At 37.7% G+C, this 20353-nt stretch carries 13 protein-coding genes; 5 read left to right on the top strand and 8 right to left on the bottom strand.

Annotated elements, in window-relative coordinates; genetic code table 11:
- Positions 1 to 143: 143 nt before the first annotated feature.
- Positions 144 to 1346 carry a YbfB/YjiJ family MFS transporter gene (locus ACQKNC_RS13390; RefSeq protein WP_427425438.1) on the bottom strand — a complete coding sequence of 401 codons (1203 nt, stop codon included), beginning with the start codon at positions 1344 to 1346 and terminating at the stop codon, positions 144 to 146.
- A 118-nt stretch (positions 1347 to 1464) separates the two neighbouring features.
- Here ACQKNC_RS13390 and ACQKNC_RS13385 point away from each other — a divergent pair, with 118 nt between their 5' ends.
- The 5 genes from ACQKNC_RS13385 (at position 1465) to ACQKNC_RS13365 (ending at position 6797) form a co-directional block, all read left to right on the top strand.
- Positions 1465 to 2355 carry a LysR family transcriptional regulator gene (locus ACQKNC_RS13385; RefSeq protein ID WP_427425326.1) on the top strand — a complete coding sequence of 297 codons (891 nt, stop codon included), beginning with the start codon at positions 1465 to 1467 and terminating at the stop codon, positions 2353 to 2355.
- Between the two features lie 285 nt (positions 2356 to 2640).
- Complete coding sequence (locus ACQKNC_RS13380; RefSeq protein WP_427425325.1) at positions 2641 to 2952, top strand: hypothetical protein; 312 nt, start codon at positions 2641 to 2643, stop codon at positions 2950 to 2952.
- A gap of 624 nt (positions 2953 to 3576) precedes the next feature.
- The gene (gene guaD, locus ACQKNC_RS13375) at positions 3577 to 4944 is read left to right on the top strand and encodes a guanine deaminase (RefSeq protein WP_427425324.1); all 1368 of its coding nucleotides are present in this window, start codon (positions 3577 to 3579) and stop codon (positions 4942 to 4944) included.
- A gap of 40 nt (positions 4945 to 4984) precedes the next feature.
- Complete coding sequence (locus ACQKNC_RS13370) at positions 4985 to 6337, top strand: uracil-xanthine permease family protein (protein ID WP_427425323.1); 1353 nt, start codon at positions 4985 to 4987, stop codon at positions 6335 to 6337.
- A 43-nt stretch (positions 6338 to 6380) separates the two neighbouring features.
- Complete coding sequence (locus ACQKNC_RS13365; protein WP_427425322.1) at positions 6381 to 6797, top strand: hypothetical protein; 417 nt, start codon at positions 6381 to 6383, stop codon at positions 6795 to 6797.
- 261 nt (positions 6798 to 7058) lie between these two features.
- Here the strand turns inward: ACQKNC_RS13365 and ACQKNC_RS13360 are convergent, their stop codons facing one another.
- The 7 genes from ACQKNC_RS13360 to rpoN all read right to left on the bottom strand — a co-directional run bounded on the left by ACQKNC_RS13360 (position 7059) and on the right by rpoN (position 20197).
- Positions 7059 to 9038 (bottom strand): hydantoinase B/oxoprolinase family protein, encoded by a 1980-nt coding sequence (locus ACQKNC_RS13360; RefSeq protein WP_427425321.1) that lies wholly within the window; start codon positions 9036 to 9038, stop codon positions 7059 to 7061.
- A gap of 24 nt (positions 9039 to 9062) precedes the next feature.
- Positions 9063 to 11087: a hydantoinase/oxoprolinase family protein gene (locus tag ACQKNC_RS13355; RefSeq protein ID WP_427425320.1), complete on the bottom strand. Its 2025-nt coding sequence runs from the start codon at positions 11085 to 11087 to the stop codon at positions 9063 to 9065.
- A 238-nt stretch (positions 11088 to 11325) separates the two neighbouring features.
- Positions 11326 to 12723 carry an aldehyde dehydrogenase family protein gene (locus tag ACQKNC_RS13350; RefSeq protein WP_427425319.1) on the bottom strand — a complete coding sequence of 466 codons (1398 nt, stop codon included), beginning with the start codon at positions 12721 to 12723 and terminating at the stop codon, positions 11326 to 11328.
- Between the two features lie 529 nt (positions 12724 to 13252).
- On the bottom strand, positions 13253 to 14584 hold the full coding sequence (locus ACQKNC_RS13345) for an aspartate aminotransferase family protein (protein ID WP_427425318.1): 1332 nt from the start codon (positions 14582 to 14584) through the stop codon (positions 13253 to 13255).
- A 596-nt stretch (positions 14585 to 15180) separates the two neighbouring features.
- Complete coding sequence (locus ACQKNC_RS13340) at positions 15181 to 16815, bottom strand: sigma-54 interaction domain-containing protein (protein WP_427425317.1); 1635 nt, start codon at positions 16813 to 16815, stop codon at positions 15181 to 15183.
- A 167-nt stretch (positions 16816 to 16982) separates the two neighbouring features.
- Positions 16983 to 18398, bottom strand: a complete 1416-nt coding sequence (locus ACQKNC_RS13335; protein WP_427425316.1) for an amino acid permease — start codon at positions 18396 to 18398, stop codon at positions 16983 to 16985.
- 461 nt (positions 18399 to 18859) lie between these two features.
- Complete coding sequence (gene rpoN, locus ACQKNC_RS13330) at positions 18860 to 20197, bottom strand: RNA polymerase factor sigma-54 (RefSeq protein WP_427425315.1); 1338 nt, start codon at positions 20195 to 20197, stop codon at positions 18860 to 18862.
- Positions 20198 to 20353: the final 156 nt, after the last annotated feature.

The following is a 20353-nucleotide window of genomic DNA, read 5'->3' as shown; positions in this document are numbered from 1 at the left end:
TGTGCACATTACTATTTTTTCATATACACAAAAAAAGATATAGACTTACATTTTATTTTTTAATATCATGTAGATAGAGGCATGCCATCTTTTTAAAAAAACACAAGCCAGAAATCCCCAATCGGATTTCTGGCTTCTCTAATTTAAGAACTGGATTGAGTTCTGATAGGCAATGCATTGTCTAAAGTGGCCTGTCGTTTAACAGTGATCCATCTTCCACATAACATAACAATCAAGGCAAAAAATACAATGACTCCTGCAAATACAAGCGCTGCCTTATAGCTACTATAAACCTCGACAAGCTGACCCGCGATAATTGGCCCGATAATTTGTCCAAAAGCATAAAACGTTGTTAACAATGATACGACTGGACCGCTTTGTGTTGGGAATAGCTGACGTGCATAGGACGTTGTTAACGTCACAATGCCTACAAATGTCAAACCGAATAAAAATGACGATAATAATACGCTCCATACTGTTTGTGAAAATACTGGTAATAAGATGCCTAATACTTGCAATACATAGGCGACAAATAAAATTTTGATTGCAGAGAATTTTTCTAATAATACAGTCCAAACAGGTGCTGACGGGATAGCCGCTACCCCAACAATGACCCAGCTATACGAAGAGTATGCTTGTAGTGAAGGAATATTGTGAATGATATCTACCAAAAAAGTACCAGTGATAATATAGCCTAACCCCTCAAAGCCATATGCGACGATTAGCCATGGCATAAAGCCCTTTGTCATTTTTGCATCAGAGGATTTTGCGGTTTTCACACTATCCTGTACATGCAAACCTCTCCAAAGTATATATGTTATCACTAAAAAAACAGCAGATAAAATCCCTAAGCCTATCCATGTACCTTGCCAGGCAAACCGTGCTTCAATAGCAGGGACTAATAAACCTGAAATAGCAATTCCTAATCCGATACCACCAAATAAATAGCCTGACCACCGTGTAAGTGAATGCTTTGCTAAATAATCCATAATAATACTACATGTTAAGACAAAAATAAGTCCCCCTGTAATGCCCGCAATCAGGCGAAGTACAAGCCAAACACTATATATTTCAATGATTCCCATAAGTACAACAGAAAGGACATTTAAGACAACACTGAACAATAAAATGTTCTTCTTTTGGCGATTGATAAATCCTGCCCACAAAGCACCAATGAAATAGCCTATATAATTACTTGATGCTAAAAATCCTGCAACTTCAAACGAAAACCCGACATCATGACGCATAAATGGCAAAATTGGTGTGAATGCAAACCGGCTAATCCCCATTGCCACTACAAGTAATAGCACCCCACCAAATAAAATTCCAATGTGCTGTCGATTCATCATATCCCCACCCCCTAAAAACTTTTTGTAATTAAAAGGATACAGAGTGAAAATTAATAAATCTAATATATAATTTATATAAAAGGATAAAAAATTTTTATAAAAGGTGGGATACATAATGAATTTACATGCTCTTAGATTATTCACCAAAGTTGCCGAGCTCAATAGTGTTTCTAAAGCTGCGCAAGCTCTAATGATTAGTCAACCTGCCGTTACCATTCAAATTAGAAATTTGGAAAAAGAACTAGACTTAACTCTTTTAGAATCAAAAGGCAGAGGAATTGCTTTAACACAAAATGGGGAATTTTTATTTAAGCAGGCTCAACGATTATTTGATTTGGAAATGGATATTGAAAACAAACTAGAGCAATTAAAAAACACGGGTAATGAAGAATTACAAATTGCTTCTACCCATGTTCCATCCCATTTTTTATTACCGAAATGGCTCGCAAAGTATAAACAAGCCTATCCGACAACTAATATCCACATAAAAACGGCTAATTCCCAGCAGGTTATTGAAGAATTACTTCACTATAAGGCTGATATGGCTTTTATCGTAAAAGAGGATGGGCATCATCCAGATATTAATTATCAATTTCTCATGAATCTCGATTATTGGTTTATCGTCCCATATGGTCATCCACTGGCAGATCAAAAAGTGTCATTAGCGGAATTAATGCAGCAACCATTTGTATCGCGAGAAGATGGTAGCTCCACGAAAGAATATTTAAACGCTTTATGCAAGGTACATAAGATCCCGACCCCAAGAGTAGGGCTACAACTGGACGGCATCAATGAATCCATTCACGCCATTGCAGCTGGATATGGTACGATGCTAGCTCCATCTATTGCAGCTTCTAGCTTTATTCAACGACAGCAAATAGCTAGAGTTTTTATTAAAGACATTGATGTTCAACGTCCTATCTATCTTTGCACAAGGAAAAATGAACAAAATATCTCTTCAACCTTTAATACTTTTATAAGCATCATCAATGACTCAATTTCATAACAATTGCTTTTCAAAAGTTTAAACTACACAAAATTTTGTACGATAACGAAGTGATGTGTAGTTTTTTATTTTCAAAAAATTGTAATCTACTATATCTCATAATCTCATCACCATGGGATTGATTTCCGTTCCGCCTGTGCGCTTTCCTGGGGGTATATAGATATTTATGTCACTAGAAATTATTGAAAAACTAACGGCGTAGTTTAATTCAATAAATAATTAGGTTAAGTCTGTAAACTTAGCATAAATTAAGTAATATTAGTATTAAATACTGATATTAACGAGGTGAGGCACTTGAGAAAAAGTAAGTTATTCGTAATCTTTATTTCATTATTTTTTATAGGAGTATTTGCAGTAGGTTTTTACACTCTTAGTGATGTTCTAATTGAAAAAACAGTTAAAATTGACGAACAAAATATTATAGAGAAAAACGGTGAATACTTTCTTTTAATTGATGAGCGTGAGTTGTCATTATCGAAGAATTTTTACGATAAAATCGAATTTGAAAAATACAACGAATACAAAATTAAGTATGTTTATAATCGATTGAAAAAAAATGATGGTAAAGTCGTGATGCTAAAAAGATATGGTGAATAGCCGTGGGGTAAATAACGGAGTGCAAGACTTCGAGTTTATTAAATTGGTTGTCTGTCTCATTTCTTATTAAACTCAAATGGTGCTTTAGCGGTCCAGAATAATTAATCTTTAAAAATAAATAGCGACAAACAGATATAACCACGTATTTTGATCAAACTTTGTTCAAAATACGTGGTTTTATTTAATCAGGAAACTGAGGATTGTCTGCAAATTTTAATCAATCTTATTTCAAAAGTGACAGCTTTGCTGTTGCTCCTGAGCCTCGAGCCAACAGATGCTTTTTGCGCGAAAGCGTAGTGCTAACGAAGCGTCAGCGGCACGGGTTGGTCACGAAGGCGTTATCACAGAAGGTGATGCTTTTAGCTTTCGTTCCTCTATTGCTAATCCCCAAGGAGTCGCCCAATCTCCACGCCAACCAATTACATGGCATACGTTTTACAAATGTCATCCTAACTTTTATCAATGATTCATCTTAATGCTTGTAAAAGCTGTAAAAAAATAGTGAAATCTGTTCAAAAATCCTGCGTTAATTCTATTAATATTCGTTTTTTTATAGACGTATCAGTTTTAATGACCTATAATAATCCATACATTCATCAATACACGAACATTAAGGTGGTTTTTATGACTGATTATACGTTAATTTTTAAAGGGACAGCTTTTTCAAGTAAGTCTCCTACTGAAGTGCAAATTTTAAAGGATCATCTATTCTTCATTAATGCTGACGGGATGATTGAAAAGACTGTAGCTCCTGAGCAAGCAGACTATCAAAATCTACTAACTACATATCAACATCAAGAAAATTTCCATCAATTAGCTGACGGTCAATATTTCTTACCAGGCTTTATCGATTTGCATGTACATGCACCACAATGGGCACAAGCTGGAACTGCATTAGATATTCCACTTTATGACTGGCTGAATACATACACATTCCCTATCGAATCAAAATTCTCCGATTTAGAGTTTGCACAAGAGGTCTATGGAGATTTAGTAAGCACTCTTCTTGCAAATGGAACGACTACATCACTTTATTTTGCGACTGTCCATAAAGAAGCGAGCCTACTATTAGCGAAAATTTGTGCTGAAAAAGGGCAACGAGGTCTAGTCGGAAAAGTTGTGATGGATGATCCTGAACAAAATCCAGACTATTATCGCGATGCAAATACGCAAACGGCATTAAACGATACAGAAGAATTTATTGTAGCTGTAAAAGAATTAGCAAAATCAACGAAACAGGGTGTTTATCCAGTTGTAACACCACGCTTTATCCCAAGCTGTACAGACGATGCTTTAAAAGGTTTGGGAGAGTTAGCTGCCAAATATGATACACATATCCAATCTCATTGTAGTGAAAGTGATTGGGAGCACGGCTACGTAAAGGAACGATTTAAGAAAAATGATGCCTTTGCCTTACATGATTTTGGCCTACTGGGCGATAAATCTGTGATGGCACATTGTAATTTCTTAAATGATGACGATGCCCAGTTATTTGCTGAAACAGGAACTGCGATAGGTCATTGTCCAATTTCCAATGCTTATTTTGCAAATAGTGTCATTCCAATTGCCCACTTCCATTCAAAAGGCGTTGATATTGGATTAGGGTCAGATATTTCAGGTGGTTTCTCCCCTAGCCTATTCGATAATGCTAGACAAGCTGTTATGTCATCTAGAATGCTAGAAGACGGTGTTGATCCATCTCTTCCTACTGAAAAACGTGGTGTTCCACATTCGCGTATCACAATTAATGAAGCATTTTATTTAGCAACAGCAGGTGGCGGAGAAAGCTTAAGCCTACCTATTGGCCGTTTACAGGAAAACTACACGTGGGATGTACAAATTATCGATACAAACATATCTTCTGCAAAACTTCCGATTTTTGATAGCAAGGAAGATTTACAGGATATCTTCCAAAAAATTATGTATCTTGTGCGCCCTGAAAATATCCGTGAAGTTTGGGTACAAGGTAATCAGGTTCACGTTAGAGCATAAATAAAAATTCTAAATTTACAATTTTGAGGTGTACATCTTAGTGGAAACGCAACATAACAAATTAGCTAACGATAATATGAAAACTCAGCAGTTAACAGTTTTACCAGATGAGAAGGTTTCATTTGGTCAATCAGCCTTACTTGGTTTACAGCATGTCATGGCGATGGATGTCTACGTAGTGCCTTTCTTAATTGCCATGTTAATCGGTTTACAATCAGGTCAATCAAGCGCATTGATACAATCGACTTTCATTGCTGCAGGGATTGCAACAATTATTCAAACTCACTTTTGCATGAAGTTACCGATAGCACAAGGTCCTTCATATGTTCCTCTTGGTGCGATTGTAGGTATTTATGCCACAAGTGGTGGTGGAGATCTTGGCTGGAGCACTGTGCTAGGAGCAAGCTTAATCGGCGCCATTTTGGTCATTATTTTAGGTTATACAGGTATATTCAATAAAATCGTCAATACTTTCATTCCTCCACTTGTCGGAGGGACAATTATCTTTGTTGTCGGTCTTTCATTAATGCCTGTAGGTTTAAGTAATAACATTTTTAACGCAGCGGGTGCATCTATTAACCAAAACATCTATTTGGCTCTCATTTCAGCTACCGTTCTTATCGTTTGCGTTATGTTAGGTGCAGTCTTTCATAAAAAAGGTCGCGTATTTCGTATCACTTCAGTAATCATTGCTTTAATCGCAGGTAGTATTGCCGCGAATATTATGGGTGTCTTAGATTTATCAGCAGTATCTCAAGCAAAATGGTTTAGTATGCCTCAAATTCCATTTGCAGATTTCGGCTTTACGTTCAATTTTTCAGCCATCATTACAATGGTTATTATTTATATCGTCTTAATGGCAGAGACAACAGGTACATGGTTTGCAGTGAGTAATGTCATCGATAAACCATTAACTGATAAACAAATTAATCGCGGGGTTATCGGCGAAGGAATTGGTTGTTTCATCGCATCATTACTAGGCTCAACTCCTGTCACTGGCTATTCAACAAATGCAGGTGTGATATCGATCACAGGTATCGCAAGTCGCCGTGTTTTTATTGCTGCAGGTTTTTGGTTTGTGTTATTCGGCTTCTCTGGTAAATTAGCTGCTCTTATTTCTGCAATTCCTTCAGCAGTTATCGGTGGTGTATTTGTGATCGTTTGTGGCATTATTGCGATCAGTGGTTTACAAGTAATGAAAAATGAACACATTGGTGAAAAGGAAATGTATGTAATCGCAATACCAGTGATTTTAACATTAGCCCTAACATTACTTCCTAAAGATTTCTTATACTCATTACCAACAACAGTTCAATATTTATTCGGCTCTCCAATAGCAACTGCTGCTATAGTAGCCATCGTTTTAAATAAAATATTACCTAGTGTGAAATAACTTCAAACTCGATGCACAACTCTCCTATTCATTTAATAGAGTTGTGCATTCCAAAGAACAAAAGTTACAATTCACAACTTGGTTTGTAGTGATAGGGGCTATGTTGATTGGTGGGTTTTTAGGGAGCTATGTAATTGGTAAAGAAACAGGGCATTTTAGATTTGAAGTAGTGTTACCGATAGTTCTAGGTGCATTTTTTGCATTCATCATATTTTTGGTTTTATCTAGGGTCAAACATAAAAGGGAAGGTAATGTCCCTGAATATGATGAGCGTAATATAGTCTTAATTCAAAAATATTTAATTGTGTCTCTTTACATGATCTTAATCTTGAGTGGTAAATTTTTAATTTGTTTATATGCTGTAGGAATAAAGTCTGTTGAAACTAATCTACTTCTAATATACTTATTCTGTATATATTTGTTGTTAGGAATAGGGACTTTAATAACCAAAAAAATTTAAGAAGATAGATATTCAAAAAGCAACACTATGGAAACCGGCACGTATTTGGCTTCGAAAAATCGAAGAAAATACGGTTCCATAAGGATTTCGAACTGTCAGTTGTCCCAGTTAAAAGTTATGTCGTAATATTTTTCATAGTTTATGCATTATTTGATATTAAAAATTTGTATACCCTCATCTCGCAGAGAGAGTAGTGTGAACTACTCTCTTATATATGATTAAAGTTAGCTTATACTTAACCCAATACGCTAAACGTTATGTCTATCCCCAATATGCCAAAGAACGTTTCTTCATCGCTTCTCGGTATTGCTCTGTTGAGATTGGCAATGCTTTATTTGTTTGATAATCCATAATGACACCGTATCTTCGAACAACATCCATTTGATTAATTTCACCTTTGTTGTACATTTGTTCAACTTCTATCGGATCTGTCCCCAGCCATCTATGGCGATTTTTGCGAATATAATCACGTTCTTTTAATGTAGCAGCCATATCAATTTCGAAAGCATCCAAATCGCGGTCAATTTCATGGATCACTACGCCATAATCAAGCTTCGCACGTTCAATCGAAACATATTCATCAATAACGTCCTCTAATACAGCTTTGACATCTCGTGCTAATGGGTCGCCTAAACCGCCTCCTCCAGCTGAAGGACGTGTAAAGGTATCGCCTTTCTTTAATTCAATATTGGAGAAAATCGTACCTAAAAATTCTTCACTCTCTTTGTTTGGATTTAAAATAGCCCCTTGTGCGATAGAAGGTAAGCCACCCATAATCCCCCATGTAATGGAGCGAGAACGATCACAGCAATAGGACATCACGGTTTGATTGACATCTGTTAAAATACCGCCCTTTTCTACACCACAACCACCACGATATTTCCCAGGACCTGCAGAATCTATAATAATTTCATGCTTCGTCGTAACAACTGGTGACAAACGCTCTTGCCCCTCACATGGCTGAACACTCAATCCTACTCCGAATACTGGTGACGTTGTATTCGCACCATCGCGGTCAATACGTCCACCATGACCACCAGCCATCCAGTCATACCACATAAAATATTCACTACTATCTCGTCGTTGATCATAACCGCCTATTAGTAAATACTCTAAATTAAATGAACATGCGATAGCGCGTTCCGGCATAATATTTGACCATAATTCAAAGCAAGCATTCATAATTTTTTCAAACGCCCCTGAACAATAGCCAGAAACAGCTACTGGGCTAGGTGCGTTGACGACAGAGTTTTCAGGAAGAAATATTTTCACAACACGATAAAACCCCGAGTTCAGCGGAATGTCCGGGAAAAACGTTTTGGTTCCTGCATAAGTACCCGAAAGTGCTGAACCAAACCCTGCATTTAAAAAACAACTGATATAAGGATGTGAATCGCTTAAATCATAAGCTATTTCATCCTCCGTAATAGTCATTTTTACACGAATTGGGATGAGGCCATCTCCTAATTGTGGGTCCATATCTATATAGTCCACTGTTTCCCATTGTCCTTTAGGTAAAGCTTTAATTTTCGCCCTCATTAATCGTTCAACGTAATTTTGGACTTCTTCAAAAGCTGTTAGCACCGTGTGAATACCGTACTTCTCAATCATTTCCTTGAGTTGCTTCTCTCCCACTTTCGCCGCTTCTACTTGAGAACGTAAATCTCCTATACGTTCTTCCGGAATACGCATGTTCATGACAATAATTTTCACAACATCTGTTAAATATTGACCTTTACTATAAATACGAACAGGTGGGATACGTAGCCCTTCCCCGTAATGTTCCTTTGCTGTGATATCAAAAGAACCTGGGTTAGAACCGCCGACATCCGCCCAGTGCCCATTTGTTTGCATCAGTGCAATCAGTTTGTCATCATGGAACACTGGTAAAATTACACGTACATCACTGAAATGCGTTCCTCCACGATAAGGATCATTTACTAAAAATACGTCTCCTGGATGAATATCATCAGCGAAATCTTCTAATACAGCCTTTGCAGTTAAATGCAATGTCCCTACGTGTACAGAAATATCTTGTGTTCCTTGCATCACCGTATTGCCCTGTGCATCGCATAATGCACAGCTGAAGTCTCGATTATAAATAACAAACGAGTAGCACGTACGCAGCATTTGTTCAGCCATTTGATCGACTAAGTTCACAAAGCCGTTTTTTAACACTTCAAATGTTACCGGGTCGAGATTTTGAACCTTATCATTCGTCTCCAATTTCGTAGTACTCATAGCCTAATTCCTCCTTATCGCGTATTAGTTCACCGTAATAATGATATTTTTATAGGCATCTACTTCCGCTGTAAACCCTGGTGGAATAACAGTCGTCGTATCCAGCTGATCGATAATGGCTGGACCCTCAAATTGCGTATGAACTGGTATTTTATCGCGATGATATACGTTCGTTTCAATATATTTACCTTCAAAATAAACAGGACGTGTTTCTTTGAAAGCATCTTCAAGCGAACCTTCAGGAGCATACTGCGGGAAATTAGGCTTAGGAACTGTTCCTATAGCCGTGACACGTAGACCAAAAATCTCTACAGCTTGATCCTTATCGGAAAATGCAAATTCTCTTTCATGTTCTTGATGGAATGCTTCCAATATAGCATCTAAGGAAGTTATTTGATCGGATACGAGAACGGCCAGAGATCGCCATTGTCCTTTATAACGAAGATCTATAAAATTCGTTAATGACGATGAATTTTCTGCTATTCCTTCCTCTTTTAATAACGCATTTGCCTCTTCTCGCAATTCACTAAATTGATTTGTCAGTTCCTCTACATTTACTTCATCCAGTTTTTTCACGTACGTTTTAGAAATATCGTGGCGTACATCTACAAGTAGGCATCCCATTGCTGCTGCCACACCTGGATGAGTAGGAATAATGACTTTTGGAATGTTCAAATCTTTCGCCAAATAGGCACCATGTAATGGTCCTGCACCGCCAAAAGCTACGAGTGCGAAATCTCGTGGATCATAGCCTCTCCGTACTGATATTAATCGAACTGCATCACTCATATTGGCATTTGCAACTTCTATAATGGCACTTGCCGCTTCCTCAACTGATTGATCGAATGCATTTGCGATTTTTTTCACAGCGTTACTTGCTGCCTCTTTGTTTAATTGCATCGTACCATCCAACAAATCCACACCCAAACGTCCTAACACTAAATTCGCATCTGAGTTAGTTGGTTCAGTACCTCCTCGGCCATAGCAAGCCGGACCTGGTACTGCCCCTGCACTTTGTGGTCCATTGCGTAAAGAACCGCCTTCATCTTTCCATGCGAGACTACCGCCACCGGCTCCTATTGTTAATATTTCAATGCTCGGGAAACCAATTGGATAGCCATATTCTATAGACCAGTCCTTTGTGATCCGTATATCACCCTTATACATCAGCGAAATATCAGTACTTGTACCACCCATATCTAAGCCGATTGCATTGTCAAACCCGCACAACTTTGCGATATGCTTACTTGCAATTGCTCCAGCAGCTATCCCGGAACTTGCCAATCTAGCAGCATAGCGGGGCACTGTACTTGAAGTCATCACCCCGCCACCAGAGTGTAAAACTAATATTTCATCGTCATAGCCTTTTTTCTGCATTTCATTGCTTAACTTACTAATGTAGTTACTCATAATTGGACCAAGAACAGCATTGATAATCGTTGTACTCATACGTTCATGCTCGAAAATTTCCGGAAGCACCTCGCTTGAAATACAAACATAGACATCCGGTAATTCCTCTTTTAAAATTTCTTTGACTTTCGCCTCATTTTCCCCGTTCACATAGGCATTGATGAAACACACAGCAATGGATTCTGTTCCTCGACGTTTTAATTTTTTTGCTAATAAACGAATTTCCTCTTCATCAATAGCTTGAAGATTATTTCCTTCATAATCTATTCGTTCTGTCACTTCAAAGCGATCACGTCGTTGAATATAAGGCCTCGCAGTATCTTTGTATGTGTCCCAAATATCTTCTTTCGTTCCCCTGCGAATTTCGATTACATCTCTAAAGCCCTTTGTCGTAATAAGAGCTGTTTTTGGCAGCTTGCGCTCAATTAACGCATTCGTTCCAACTGTTGTGCCATGAGAAAAAATTTTAATATCCTTGCCATCTAATTCTGCTTTTGCTACTCCATTTAAAATTCCTTGCTCCGGGTTTGAAGGTGTAGACGACGTTTTTGTGACAAATACTTCTCCGGTCTCTTCATTAAAAACAAATACATCTGTAAACGTTCCACCGACATCAATTGCTAAACGACTTTGTGCCATAGCTCTACCTTCTTTCGTTTAATAGATTTAAAAAAAGGCAAATACGCCTGAGCGTAAATGCGGTTGTTCACTTCGTGTTACTTTGCACCAAAGCATATTCTTGTATATGAAGTTAATGCCTCAAGCGGATGCCCCAGATTTTTTATAGTTATTGCATACAATTTGAAAAAATCTGGGCCATGACACCGAGGCATATATGAAGTATATTTTTTTGTCTTCTATTCTAAATTTCTTTCATTTACTCACTTTTTGTGCCAATCGTAATTGTTTTAAACGTTGTAAAGAACTCTTTTGCTGCCTGCCCCTGCTCACGTGCACCGGTACTTGAATTTTTCATTCCTCCAAACGGTGCTTGAGGCTCTGCTCCGCCCGTTTCATCATTAACCTGTACGAGTCCAACCTCACTACGGTTAATAAAATCAAATGCTTTCGGAATGTTATTTGTATAAATAGAAGCACTCAATCCAAACTCAGAGTCATTCGATAGTCGGATCGCTTCTTCATAATCCTTTACCTTTATGACGGCTAAAACTGGTCCAAAAATCTCTTCACGGGCAATCGACATCTCGTGTGTTACATTTGTAAAGATTGTTGGATCAATATAGTATCCTTCTAACATACCTTTTGTAGGACCACCGCCAAATACAAGCTCTGCACCCTCTATTTTTGTTTTTTCAATGGCGCTTAAGATAGAATCATATTGCCCCTTGGATGACACAGGTCCCATCGTGACACCAACTTCAACTTTTTTAGCTTCTTCTATTAACTGCTCTAATACCTGTTCATAAACCGCTTCCTCGATGTAAACTCGACTAGTTGCTGTACAACGCTGTCCAGTTTGCTTCATCGCACCTTCAATCGTTAATTTTGCAGCCTGATTTAAATTGGCATCAGCTAAAATGATCGCAGCATTTTTGCCTCCAAGTTCAAGCTGAATTTTTTTATTAGTAGAACCAGCAGTATCTAATATACTTTGCCCAACACTATTTGAACCTGTAAATGTAATCGCCTTTACTTCAGGTGCCTCCAATAATACCTGCCCCACTTTTGAACCACGGCCTTGCACAACATTTAACACGTTTTTCGGTAAGCCTGCCAGTTCAAATAATTCTCCTATTAATTTACCGGTTAAAGCGCTTTCAATAGAAGGCTTCCAAACTACTGTATTGCCATACACTAATGCAGGTGCAATTTTCCACAGGGGAATAGCGACAGGGAAATTCCAAGGAGTTATGGCAGCAACGACACCGAGTGGTACCCGCATTGTGTACAGTAATTTCGCTTCATTGGCTGACGGTAACACCTCACCTGTTGCACGCATCCCTTCTTGTGCAAAATAACGTAAAATAGAAGCGCCACGTTTAACTTCACCAAGCATTTCATTTTTCGTTTTACCCATTTCACTCGAAGCTATTTCAGCTACTTTATCCATATTTTTCTCAAGCAAATCTGCTGTCACGCGTAAAATTTCTCCACGTGCAACAGAAGACGTATTTTTCCAATCTTCAAATGCATCCTGAGCAGAAACGATAACTTCTTTCGTTTCATCTATTGTCAAAAGCTCCACTTGGCCTATACATTGAGATGGTTTCGCTGGATTAAATTGTTCTCGTATTTCTCTAACAATAGTTGTCATAAAACTCCTCCTTCAAATAGTGATCGTATACACTGATATCAATTATGCCCCGGCATAATTGCGTCCGGAATCGGCTTTGTGCTTAGGCCTGCGTGAGGGCCGACACGATGTCGGTCATTTCGGTAATGCCACAGGACGTGGCGCTTTTACCGATGCAAGTCAGTTAGCCGTTATCGCATGGATTCGATGATTTTAGGCTAACATCCGATGTGAACTCCTTTCCGATTCCGTGACATCCGCCAGAGGCTTTAGGCCAACAGATGTTTTTTGTGCGAAAGCGCAGTGCTAACGTAGCGTCAGCAACAGGGGTTCATTCTGTGCGAAAGCGTAGTGCAACGAAGCGACAGCAACAACACGACGTTGGTCACTCAGACGTTTTCACAGGATGTGAAGCTCTTAGCCTGAGTTCCGGGATGTTTTTTGTACCGAAAGCGTAGCGACAGGTACAGATGTTTGGACACTCGCTGAAAAGGGACTTAAAACCTCATTCTCATCACCTTTAGAGTTGGAAGACATTTGCTGAAAGAAGTTAAACTTCTTTTTCAACAATTGTTTTTCGTATATGCTCAAATGTCTCGTCTAAAATACGTAACATTTCATCTAGCTCTACTTTCGATAGAATGAGAGGTGGAGAAAATACAACTGTATCTTGATCATAAGTGACCGTTCGGAGGATTAATCCTCGTTTCATCGTTTCTTGTACAAAAATCGGACTAAGTGGAGACTCAAACAATTCACCCGTCTCACGGCTCTTTACTAATTCAATGGCTCCAAGTAATCCAAGAGTACGCACACGGCCGATAAAGCTATATTTCTCTTGAAGTGCTCGGAATCCTTCTAACATCGCATCGCCCATTTTTGCAGCATTTTCAACGAGATTTTCTTGCTCAATGATTTCTATATTTTTCAATCCAACTTGACAAGCGAGTGCATGGCCACTGTAAGTATATCCGTGCATTAATGTCCCTTTAGAAAGCTCGCAAAAATCTTGATGAAGCTTTTCGGATATCGCCACACCGCCAAGTTGCACATAACCACTTGATACGCCTTTAGCAAATGACATCATATCTGGCACTACCCCGTAATGTTCCATACCGAAGAATTTGCCTGTACGACCAAATCCCGTAATAACCTCATCTGCAATGAATAAAATACCGTACTCATCACAAATATTTCGCACTTCTTTAAAGTAATCTTTTTGTGGAATATTAACTCCACCTGCACCTTGTACGGGCTCAGAAATAAATGCTGCCACAGTCTCAGGACCTAACGCTTCAATTGTTTCACGTAAATTACGTACGGATTCGCTGTATACATAGTGGAAATCTGGGGCATGTGAATTAGTAAAGTCACGAAATGCCTGTAAGCCTGTTGCATTTGTAGCACCCATAGCTACACCATGGTATGACTGCGTACGTGAAATAATTTTTTGGCGCTCTGGCTGCCCTTTTAGTAACCAGTAATGACGAGCTAATTTAATCGCTGTATCGTTCGACTCTGAGCCGCCTGAAGTAAAAAATACAGTGTTTAAATCTCCCGGCGTTAAAGAAGCAATTTTCGTCGCTAAACGAATAGCTGGTTCATTGCTAAATGATGCAAAGCAGGAACTAAATGCTAATGTAGATATTTGCTCCTTCGCCACTTCGGCAATTTCTTTACGACCATGCCCAATATTTACATTCCATAATGAAGACATACCATCAATGTAGATATTTCCTTCTATATCTTTTAAATAAATGCCATTTCCCTCAGTAAAAATGGCTGCTGGACCTTGTGTTTGCTGTTGTTCAATTGACGTTGTTGGGTGTAGAAAATGTTTTTGATCTAACGTTTTTAACTCTTCTTTTAGTTGAATTGTCATAAATGCCAACCTCTTTTCGTTTATAATTTCATACACTTTTTTAATAGCAATTCTCGTGCCAAGCGAAGAAAAAAATTATTTTTAACGAAAAAATATTGCTACATTTTCATAACGTGTGGTTGATTTCCGTTCCGGCCGGGCGCTTTGTCGCTGACGCTTCGCTTTCGCGCAGAGCAGAGCTTCCTGGGGGAGTCCGATGAGCCGCTTCACTTCGCTCCAGGGTCTCGGGGCAACAGGATGTTGGTCACGAAGGCGTTATCACAGGACGTGATGGTTTTAGCCTTCATTCCTCTATCGCTAATCCCAGAGGAGTCGCCCAGCCTCCACTCCAATCAACTTATATTATTGGCATACGTTTAACAAAATCATTCCTTTCTTTTGGTGATGAGTGAAAAAATCAAAACGGATCTTATTGTTACTTCACAACAACTGCAACAAAATGAAAAAGAGACGTTTCTTTTTGAAAATGCCTCTTTCCTTCTAAATCTATTAACATATTAACGATGCGTTTCATCATTTTCCTTGTATGAATTAGTGAGTATCGCAATATTACATCTTATTGTGCATAAATGAAATTTTGATGCAAAAATACATCATTAATCCTCATATGAAATTTGTCGCGTTAATTGGAACTTTTGTATTTTACGTACCAATGTTGACTGATCACAGCCAAGTGATTTAGCAGCTTGCCTGATACTCGGATATTTAGATAGAGCTTCCTTAATAAGCTGCTTTTCAAAAGCTGCCACTTGCTCCTTTAAAGTACCACTAAACTTTGGAGCTATAACTTGTTCCTGAATATTTTGTATTTCTACAGGATTTTCTATATCACGGGTAATCGCTGGGTTACTATCTAATTCTTGCTGCACAATATAAGCTGTTATTTCTGGCTGCGTTGCTAGTAAGCATATACGCTCCACCATATTTTTCAGCTGACGTACATTTCCTGGCCAATCATAAGACGCTAATATTTTCATAGCAGATGACTCAATTGTGCGATGGATACCGTATTTTTCCCCAATTATAGCTAAAAAATGGTTGACTAGTGGAATGATATCTTGACGACGATGTCTTAAAGGAGGAATTTCAATCGGGATAATATTTAAACGATAAAATAAATCCTCACGGAAATTACCTTGCCTCACCATCTCCGCTAAATTTCGATTTGTCGCAGCGATTATACGAACATCGATTGGAATAGGCTTTCCACTACCTAGACGCTGAACCTCTGATTCTTGGATCACACGTAATAATTTCGCCTGCAGTAATAAGGGCATCTCTCCAATTTCATCTAAAAACACTGTACCACCTGACGCAATCTCAAATAATCCTGCCTTACCACCTCTTGACGCTCCCGTAAACGCTCCTGCCTCATAGCCAAAAAGTTCAGATTCTAATAAATTTTCAGGGATTGCACTACAGTTAATCGTTAATATTTGATTATCGTTACGTCGGCTATTATCATGAATAAGCTTTGTAATCTCTTCTTTACCTACGCCAGATTCACCACCGATTAATACAGTTGAGTCTACCTCCGCAACTCTCATAACACGCTTTACAACCTGCATCATTTCTGAAGACACAGCTATTAAACTACTTTTTGTTGTTTCTTTATTATGTAAGGCATGTAGCTTGTGTTTAAAATTCTCGTTTTGAACTTCTAATTTTTTTACTTCTTTCTCTAACAGTTTTAATTGTGTCATATCACGTGTAATTGCTACTACGTATTGTAATTCACCATATTCGTCAAATATTGGCTTACCAGAAACTAAAAAGCATTTGCCATTAATGAAAGTCTGCAAAATAGTTACTTTTTCTTTAGATTCAATTACTTTCATCGAAATGGAATCACTCATTATTCCTTCAGCGATTACGTCTTTTGCATATCTTCCCATTAAATCAATGCCAACAATTTCAACATCAATATCATTTTGGAATAAAATTTTGCCATCACAATCACATACTGTAACGCCATCTGATATGGAATTTAATATTTTAATTGACAGTGGGTTCATAAAATCTATATGGCTTGGTTTGACATGAAATAAGCTACCTTGCGAAGTTTTTAATACATGAATAGAATAGCCTTCCGCCTCGAAGATTTCTGTTCCTTTACTATATTTTTTTATTATTTTTTCAAGAAGCTCTATTTGGATATCACTTTTAATTATTATCTCATCATTTTTTACAATAAAAAAATGTTCATCTTTATGCAGTTGAGTTATCGACATATAGACCACTTCCTCTCAAACTTTAAAAACTTCTTCATCACAAAAAAATCCGCTCACTTCTACGGGGCATCTGCAAGCCTAAAAGGTGTTTTAAAGCATCCTTTACATTCTTTCACGGCTTGATATCTCGCAGAAATGTTGCGAATTTTTTGTATTTTAATAACATTCTATTCCGAAGCGAACTTTTCCTCTATTTGCTCTGCTGATCTTGTCGACAGTTTTCGCATAATCACGAACAACACAATTGAGCCAATTAATACCGCTGTACTCAGATAGAATTGAGAGCGTAAAGATTCGATGAGAGCTTGGCATAAATAAACGACTGTTAAAATACCAATTGTGACATACGATAAATATGGAAATAGCCACATTCTAATCGATAATGGCTCATTTGAAACTTTGTCATAATAACGCCGGAAACGAATTTGTGAAATAGCAATGAAAATATAAACTGCAATCATTAATCCTCCAACGCAGTTCCCCAAAAAGTAGAAAATAACTTCAGGTGAAATGAAGTATAGCATCGCACAAATATACGCTACCACTGTACTACCAATAACAGCTGGTACAGGTACACCTCGACGATTTTTAATTTGTGAGAATATCTTTGGTGCATCGCCTTGACGTGACATTTCAAGTAACATACGTGAACTTGTATAAAGAGCAGAATTTAAAACTGAAATTAATGAAATAAAAATGACGATTTGAATAAGTTGAGCAGCAATTGGAAGCCCTGCCATCGTTAATATATTTGCATAAGGTGCTGCCAACATTTTTGAATCATTCCAAGGTATAATTAAAACCATAATAGCTACTGATCCTACAAAAAATAAACCTAATCGAAAGACAACGTTGCGAATGGCACGAACAATATTTCTCGCTGGATTTTCAGACTCTGCTGCCGCGATAGCTGCAACCTCAGCACCACAAATCGAGAAAATAACAAAAACAATTGCCGTAAAAATCGGGACAATTCCATTTGGTGCAAATCCACCGAATTCCGTTAAAATACCTAACCCCTTTGGTTCATAATTTGGCCAAATCCCTAAAATCATCGCGATACCAACAACTAAAAATACAATAATTGCCGTAACTTTAACGAATGATAGCCAATATTCAAATTCACCAAATGATTTTACTGAATAAATATTAACAATTGTCATCAATAATGTAATGCCTACGCTTCCGAGCCATGTTGGTATCATCGGGAACCAATTATGCAGCATTCCCCCTATGAGTGCTGCTTCTAACCCCACAATAAACACCCAGCTTGCCCAATAAAGCCAGCCTACTGTAAAACCTGCCCATGGACCAATATACTTTCCTGCATATGAAGCAAATGAACCTAACTCTGCTGAACCACCTGATTTCTTTCCTAATACTATTTCTCCTGATGCCATTTCCCCAACCATTTGCATAATCAGAACTATGAGTAAGCATGCAATCGCATATGAAACCACCGCTGCAGGACCGGTACTTAAAATATTTTTTCCTGTCCCAACGAAGAGCCCTGTACCAATAACCCCTCCAATAGAAATCATTGTAATATGCCGTGTTTTCAGTGATTTTTGCAAAGTTCCCATTAAACCACCCCTTTAGTGTTTTATGTAGACATTTACTAGCCCCTTTCTTCTTTTTCAATGTCTATCGTTTAATGAGCAATTCTGATGCCAAACCTACTAAATTGTTAAAGCCCCCCAAATTATTTATCTGTACATCTATTATTGGTGCAGAAAAATGTCTTATCATCAAAATTCAGGGATGATGACGTTTGAACACCCACTGAAAAGAAGTTAAAACATATGCCATACATGAGTTGATTGGAGTGGAGGCTAGGCGACTCCTTGGGGATCAGCGTCACAGATGAGACCCTGCAGCGAAGCGAAGCGGCTCATCGGACGCCCCCAGGAAAGCGCCCAGTCGGAACGGAAATCAACTCCACATTATGGTGAAAGCCTTTACAAAAAACAATGAATCTTCCATATGCATTTTTCAAATTTTGATGCGAAAATACATCATTAACAGTTTATTTACATCATCTATCCTATCCATATACACGATTAAATGAACTCATAATATTCATCTCTTCCCTGTACTTCGCTACTGTCCGCCTGGATATTTGGATACCTTCTGTACATAAAATACTTGTAATCTGCTGATCAGTTAAAGGTTTTTGTTTATCCTCTGCCTCTACCAACTGTTTGAGCCGCTTTTTAATATACATAATAGAATCCATTTTTCCAGAAATATTCATTACTCCTTTTGTAAATAGCGATTGTAAAGCATACACACCATGGGAGGTTTTTATATGTTTTCCACGCACAGCTCGACTAATCGTAGACACATGTAGACTTAAAATGTCTGCTACATCTTTTAACCGCATTGGCTTCAATGCCTCAATACCTTTATGGAAAAAATCCTCTTGTAATTCCACTAACAATCTAGTTAATTCGTACAGTGTTTTATCACGTTGTTCAATTCCTTGTAATAATAAAAGAGCATCTTTCATTGTGTCTTTGAAATATGTTTTACAATTCGGATCGTTTTTTAGTATTTCAACATAATTTTTATCGATAGAAACAATCGGTAAATATCCACGATTTAATTTAATCATCCATTCCTCTCCTAATCTTTCTACTTCGACTTCTGGCATGACATATGGAATCGCTTCAAATTTATCTCCTATCATCACTGGTTTTAAATTTTTTATATAGTGGACAGTTTTCTTCACCTCAAGTAGAGAAGTTTTATATTTTTTACTTAACTGTTTAATAGCTTGTGCAGCCACTAACTCTATATCTGTTTCGATAAACCGAGAGGCCAATTTTGGTGCAAGCGCATCTCTGTCTATCTGATTGAGTAAAAACTCCTTATAATTACGTGCCCCTACTCCTACTGGCTCGAAAGTTTGAAGTAAGTCCAATAGTGCCTCTACATGCAAAACATTTGTTTGACATCTATTTGCAACAATTTCTAAATCAACATCTAAAAATAAACGCTCATCTAGGGATTGAATTAAAAACATTAAGATTTTTAAATCAGCAGAAGATAGATTTTTATGCATAGGTACTTGTTCCAATAAAAACTTCTCATAGCTTTCTTTTACAGCAAGCTTCATCTCAAAAGGGTTATATGAATTATGCTGTGGTCCATAATATTGCGCAGAATAACTCTTATCAGAATAGCTTGCTAATTGCATAATTTCCTCATATTGCATTTTCACTGTCGCATCAGTGACAACTAACAGTGGATTTTCGTTAGCCTTATCATAAATATACTGTTCTAGCTCATTTGTTGAATATTGCAGTATTTCTAAATGCTGTACTAATTGTGGTGATAAAACTTGCATTAATTTTTGGGAAGTGTTGATAGCCATTTGCATACCCCATACCTCCATTACAGAATTTTCTACATAGTAACATGTTTATTCTGTATTTTTCCATTTTTTCGCTGAATTTTATTTTTAATACTTAGTTCATTACTCCACTCGTAAAAATTTTCTAATAATTCCAAAAAAGTAATTGACTACACTTCTAAG

This window comes from Lysinibacillus sp. NPDC094177 (assembly GCF_050279145.1).
In the GTDB taxonomy this organism is placed as follows: Bacteria; Bacillota; Bacilli; order Bacillales_A; family Planococcaceae; genus Lysinibacillus.
Note: the sequence above shows the minus strand (reverse complement) of the source record. Positions and strands in the feature narration are given on the sequence as shown.